Origin of the sequence: Thiobacillus sp. 65-1402, assembly GCF_001897685.1 — a bacterium.
Taxonomy (GTDB): Bacteria; Pseudomonadota; Gammaproteobacteria; order Burkholderiales; family Thiobacillaceae; genus Thiobacillus.
Genome location: NZ_MKUG01000207.1, coordinates 1 through 4,189 on the forward strand (window position 1 = coordinate 1; position 4,189 = coordinate 4,189).

Annotated in this window: 6 protein-coding genes; 1 reads left to right on the forward strand and 5 read right to left on the reverse strand. The window is 56.7% G+C overall.

From position 1 onward, the window contains the following. Window positions 1-11: 11 nt before the first annotated feature. The 5 genes from soxY to soxA all read right to left on the reverse strand — a co-directional run bounded on the left by soxY (window position 12) and on the right by soxA (window position 3,687). Window positions 12-479, reverse strand: coding sequence for a thiosulfate oxidation carrier protein SoxY (soxY, locus tag BGO62_RS15440; RefSeq protein WP_296644168.1), 468 nt, complete (start codon window positions 477-479; stop codon window positions 12-14). A 105-nt stretch (window positions 480-584) separates the two neighbouring features. Continuing rightward, a complete protein-coding gene (locus tag BGO62_RS15445; RefSeq protein WP_296644171.1) occupies window positions 585-935 on the reverse strand; it encodes a hypothetical protein in 351 nt (116 codons plus the stop codon). Between the two features lie 42 nt (window positions 936-977). Continuing rightward, the gene (locus BGO62_RS15450) at window positions 978-2,141 is read right to left on the reverse strand and encodes a porin (protein ID WP_296644174.1); all 1,164 of its coding nucleotides are present in this window, start codon (window positions 2,139-2,141) and stop codon (window positions 978-980) included. 60 nt (window positions 2,142-2,201) lie between these two features. Next, the gene (soxX, locus tag BGO62_RS15455) at window positions 2,202-2,699 is read right to left on the reverse strand and encodes a sulfur oxidation c-type cytochrome SoxX (protein WP_296644176.1); all 498 of its coding nucleotides are present in this window, start codon (window positions 2,697-2,699) and stop codon (window positions 2,202-2,204) included. Window positions 2,700-2,742: 43 nt separating this feature from the next. Next, on the reverse strand, window positions 2,743-3,687 hold the full coding sequence (gene soxA / locus BGO62_RS15460; protein ID WP_296644180.1) for a sulfur oxidation c-type cytochrome SoxA: 945 nt from the start codon (window positions 3,685-3,687) through the stop codon (window positions 2,743-2,745). Between the two features lie 320 nt (window positions 3,688-4,007). Between soxA and BGO62_RS15465 the strand changes: the two genes are divergently transcribed. Next, on the forward strand, window positions 4,008-4,189 hold a 182-nt coding region (locus BGO62_RS15465; protein WP_296644183.1), incomplete at its 3' end, for a hypothetical protein.

The following is a 4,189-nucleotide window of genomic DNA, read 5'->3' on the forward strand; positions in this document are numbered from 1 at the left end:
CAGGCCGGGGATCAGCCGCCGCAGCCGCCGACGGTGACCTTGACTTCCTTGGCCGCGGTGTAAGACTTGCCGCCGGCATTGACAACCGTACGTATGAATGAAGTCTGGGCCACCTTGATACGAGTGGAAATAAAGCCTTGGGCGCCGCCCGACAGATTGTAGGTGCCGACCAGGGGAGTGCCGTTCTTTTCGGCAAAGATGGCGATGCTGGTCGTGCCGGCGATGCTGCTGGTGACTTCCACCGGCACCACCGCACCGTTCTCGGCGATGTCCGGCATCTTGATGACAATCTCCTTGCTGTCGGCCGGGCCGGCCACGCCGAGACCCGTCATCGCGTCGCCGACGTTCTTAGCCTCGAAGGCGGCCTTGTTCCAGGCGGCCATCGCCTGGGTGGGCTTCAGCAGGCCGGCGGCCACGGCGATGGCCACGGTGCCTGCGCCTGCGGCGCCTTTCAGTACGTTTCTACGAAGCGCATTCATTTTGCATATCTCCTTTTAAATAGAAAAATCATCAACATTCCTGTGATTTGCGTTTTCCACACTCAAACTATTGAAATAACTTTTTTGAATGAAAGATTGAGCAGCTCACAATTTCTCCAGCCTACGCATGATTAGCAAACCCCATGCCAAGCCATGAACAAAAGCCAATACATTGATAACTATAAAAAAGTTTTTCATGCTTCGAGCCGTAAAAATCTGGCTATGGCGTAACGCCAGTCCCTTATGCCCGGCTTCGGTAGAAATGGAACACCGCCGCGGGCACCATGTTTTTTCTGGCGCCCATTGCAGCGCAAGGCGCCAGTCACGTGCTTGAATCGCCCTGCGCTCGCCATACAGTCCTCGCATCGCAAAATCCGGGTTCCCTGGATACCGACGCACATGCTGCGAAAAAAACCGCCCCGAAGGGCGGCAGAAGGCATAACGCATCAGAAACATCAACTTCCCTGATACGTTATGGAGGAGGCTGTTGATACGGTGTCACATGATTTTTTTGGCAAAAGGCACCGTGACACGGACAGTGAAAATATTGTCTTCGATTGTATTGCTGTCGTTTCGGATACGGTCTGCCTGGTATTGCAGGCGGATCCCGCGGTCAAGGCGCTGGGTCAGGCCTAGAGAGGTTTCCTGGAATGTGTTGTTGCTGAGGGAAGTATTCGGGTCATATTCGGAATAGCGCGCTACAGCCTCCCACTTCGGCGTCAATTTATAACCGAGCGAGAGTTCATAGCCCTTGGCCTTCAGATCGGCAGCACCACCCGGGGCCTCATCCTTGCCGGTCATGACTTCACCCCAGGCCCACCACTTGTCCTTGGCAAAGTCGTTGTAACGCAGCACGAAGGCGTGGCGTTCCCGGTCAAGTTCCGGCCCCGCGTTGATCTGCGCGCTGCCGAGCCGCAAGCCGTAATGGGCCCAGATCGATCCCTTGTGAAACTCCAGGCTGCCGTTGAAGTCTTTCTGGTCGCCTTCGTCCTGCTGCTTGACGCCCGTGCTGTTGTAGACGCCGGCGGTATAGGTCAGGCTGCTATCGTTGCCCAGGTTGATCTGATTGAAGGCCATGACGCCGGTCTTGAAGATGTTGGTTACGATCTCACCGCCATCCGCCGTACAGCCGATCGAGCCGCAACCATAGAGCTGCGAGGTCATGCGGGTGTAATTGACCCATGGCGCAATTCCGGCCGGAACGTAAAAGGCATGGCCGAACGGGACGATCATGGACCCCACCTGAATGTTGGTCATATCGAAGACATCGCGGAAGGTCGCGCTGGCGCGGAAGACGCGCGCACTGCCGTTAGCAGCGGAAGTGACCCCATTGCGCGCCCATTCCGTGACGACCAGGTAATCCACGTCTTTGGTGATGCTGCCTTTCATATACCAGCGCAGACGCTGGAATGAAAACTCGCTCTTGTCGGATGCCGCACTCTTGCTGTCGGTCAGCGTGAAAGTGGGCTGCATCTCGACGCCCATGGTCATGGTCACGTCGTCCGAAGGCGCGGACTCGCGCCCGTACAGCATGGGCCAGGCCTTGTAGGAATCGACCTTGGCTTCTGCCTCAGCCTGGGCTGCCTGATGGAACAAGGACATACCGGTAAGGCACAGCGCCGACAAGGTGTATTGGGTAAGCTTTTTCGAAGAATCAGTCATTTGTGATTTCCTTTCCGCGCGTTGGCGCGGGATTGTGATCGTTGCCTGGGAAACGCGTGTTTATTTGGCGTACAGGAATGCCATGACATCCTGGATATCCTGATCGGTCAGCACCTTGTTCGGGCCATAAACGGGCATGAAGGCATTCGGGTTGTAGAAGCGGACATCCCAGAGGCGCTGATAGGTGTAGTCCAACGGCATTTCCCGATGCGCATACCCCTTCAGGCTGGGGCCGATGGTGCCGCCTTCATGCTTGGGCAGCGCATGGCAAGCAATGCAGTTCCCCCAACGCAGGTTGGTTGCGATTTTTTCGCCCCGTTCCGCGTCCCCATTGAGCGGCCCCTTGAACTCGACACGTTCCACTGGCGGCGAGGTCATCTTTCCGCATGGCAGGTCATAGTCGTGGCAAGGAAAATTCTTCAGCAGTTCGCGGGGATACTGCTCGCCGGGAACCCACTTCGGCGCCTCCTCGGCCGAGCTGGGGGTGATTGCGCCAACGCTCAGAGAGCCGGCCAGCATAAGCAGTGGCAGATAACGCTGTTTGAAGCCAAATTTCATGTCAGTTTTCCTTTTTAATCAGTTGCGGCACCGAAGACGCGCTTCAATCCAGATAGCTGGTATCCATGTTGTATTCCGCGACCGGGACGCTCATCTTGTAGCCATTCGCCGACGCCTTGAGGAACACCTCGATGTCCGTCATGGCGGGGCTGCCCTCCTCACCCGGATAGATGCGCGACAAAATCTGGCACGACTTGATCTGGTGCTGGAGGGTGAAGACGTACTCGAAGTCGTCGCCTGGCAACGCGTAGGGGAAGTGGTAGATGGGGTACTGGGCGGCGTCACCGAAGAAAGTAGTCGGACGCTGGCCGCGCAGATATTTCCCTGCGGCCGGCGGGGTATGGCAGCTCGCGCAGGCGAAGTTGAAGTGGCCACCGCGCTTGAAGAACAAATCGCGGCCCCGTTCGTAGGACGCCTTGATCGGCCCCGGAGAGGTGGCATCGATCTTCACGACCTTGCCATCGGACAGGGAGCCGACGAAGAAGTCGATCAGCGTGTTCTGACGCGTGTTCTCCTTCCAGTCGAAGCCGAGCCGTTCGGTCGCGCAGGTTTTGATCTGCGTGGGGACGGTCACGACACGCTTCAGGCGTTTGTTGTAGGCCGGGTAGTTTGCGTATATTCCCTTGAGCTTTTTACCCTCTGCGCCGTGGCAGGAAGCACAGGATTGCCCCTTGGCATTCTTCTCGTTGTAGTACCCTCTGCCGATGTCGATCGCGCCTTCCGCGTCGAAGCTTTTAACTGCCCAGCGGAAATCCTTGTAGTTCATCTCATGGGACATCTTTCCGCTTTTCTTGGCGTCTTCAAGCGCCTTCTCATCTTTCCAGTATTGATAGGTATTCGAGAATTTCGCGTCTCCCGAAACGTGGGGGATTGCCAACTCCTTGCCCGGCATGTAATCGAATTTCGGGTACTCCTCGGCGCTTGCCGGAAGCGCGGCGGCAAGGCAAGCGCCAAATGCCAGCAATTTGAGTTTTCTTGGAATGTTCATAGCCTCTCCATTAATTGAAACAAACGAGTCGGGTGGAAGATCGCTGTTGCCGCCCGAGTCGCGTCCACCCGACAGGCTTAAAGCAGGCACCGTGCCACCAGCGACACAAGGCAACAATCAATTGAAAACAAAGAGGAAATCAAAACAGATTCCGGCCAGACAGGCGCCGCCAATGGCGTATCGCCAATCGGTCTGGACAGGTCATGGGAGAAACGCCATAGCACGCGCGCGTGCCGTTTTTTCCAGATGCACGGCCAATTGCGCGCGAGCTTGACGCTGGCCGTAGGATGGGACTAAGGTGGTCCGCAGATTGCGTTTCAATGACTTGGTTTCTTTCCGGTTCCATGTGCCCCCCCGATCCAAAAGACATCTCCCAGCCTCCCGAACCGATCAGTGCGCACAAGGTTTTGATCATTGATGACGAGCCGGAAATCGCACGCATACTCGGACGCGTGATACAGACCTGCGGCGACTTTCAGGTCGCCGTCCGGGTCGGCAAGTT

Coding starts and splice junctions, on each gene's coding strand:
- BGO62_RS15445 (WP_296644171.1), bottom strand. CDS start 935: ATGTTTCTGATGCGTTATGCCTTCTGCCGCCCTTCGGGGCGGTTTTTT.
- soxY (WP_296644168.1), bottom strand. CDS start 479: ATGAATGCGCTTCGTAGAAACGTACTGAAAGGCGCCGCAGGCGCAGGC.
- BGO62_RS15450 (WP_296644174.1), bottom strand. CDS start 2,141: ATGACTGATTCTTCGAAAAAGCTTACCCAATACACCTTGTCGGCGCTG.
- soxX (WP_296644176.1), bottom strand. CDS start 2,699: ATGAAATTTGGCTTCAAACAGCGTTATCTGCCACTGCTTATGCTGGCC.
- soxA (WP_296644180.1), bottom strand. CDS start 3,687: ATGAACATTCCAAGAAAACTCAAATTGCTGGCATTTGGCGCTTGCCTT.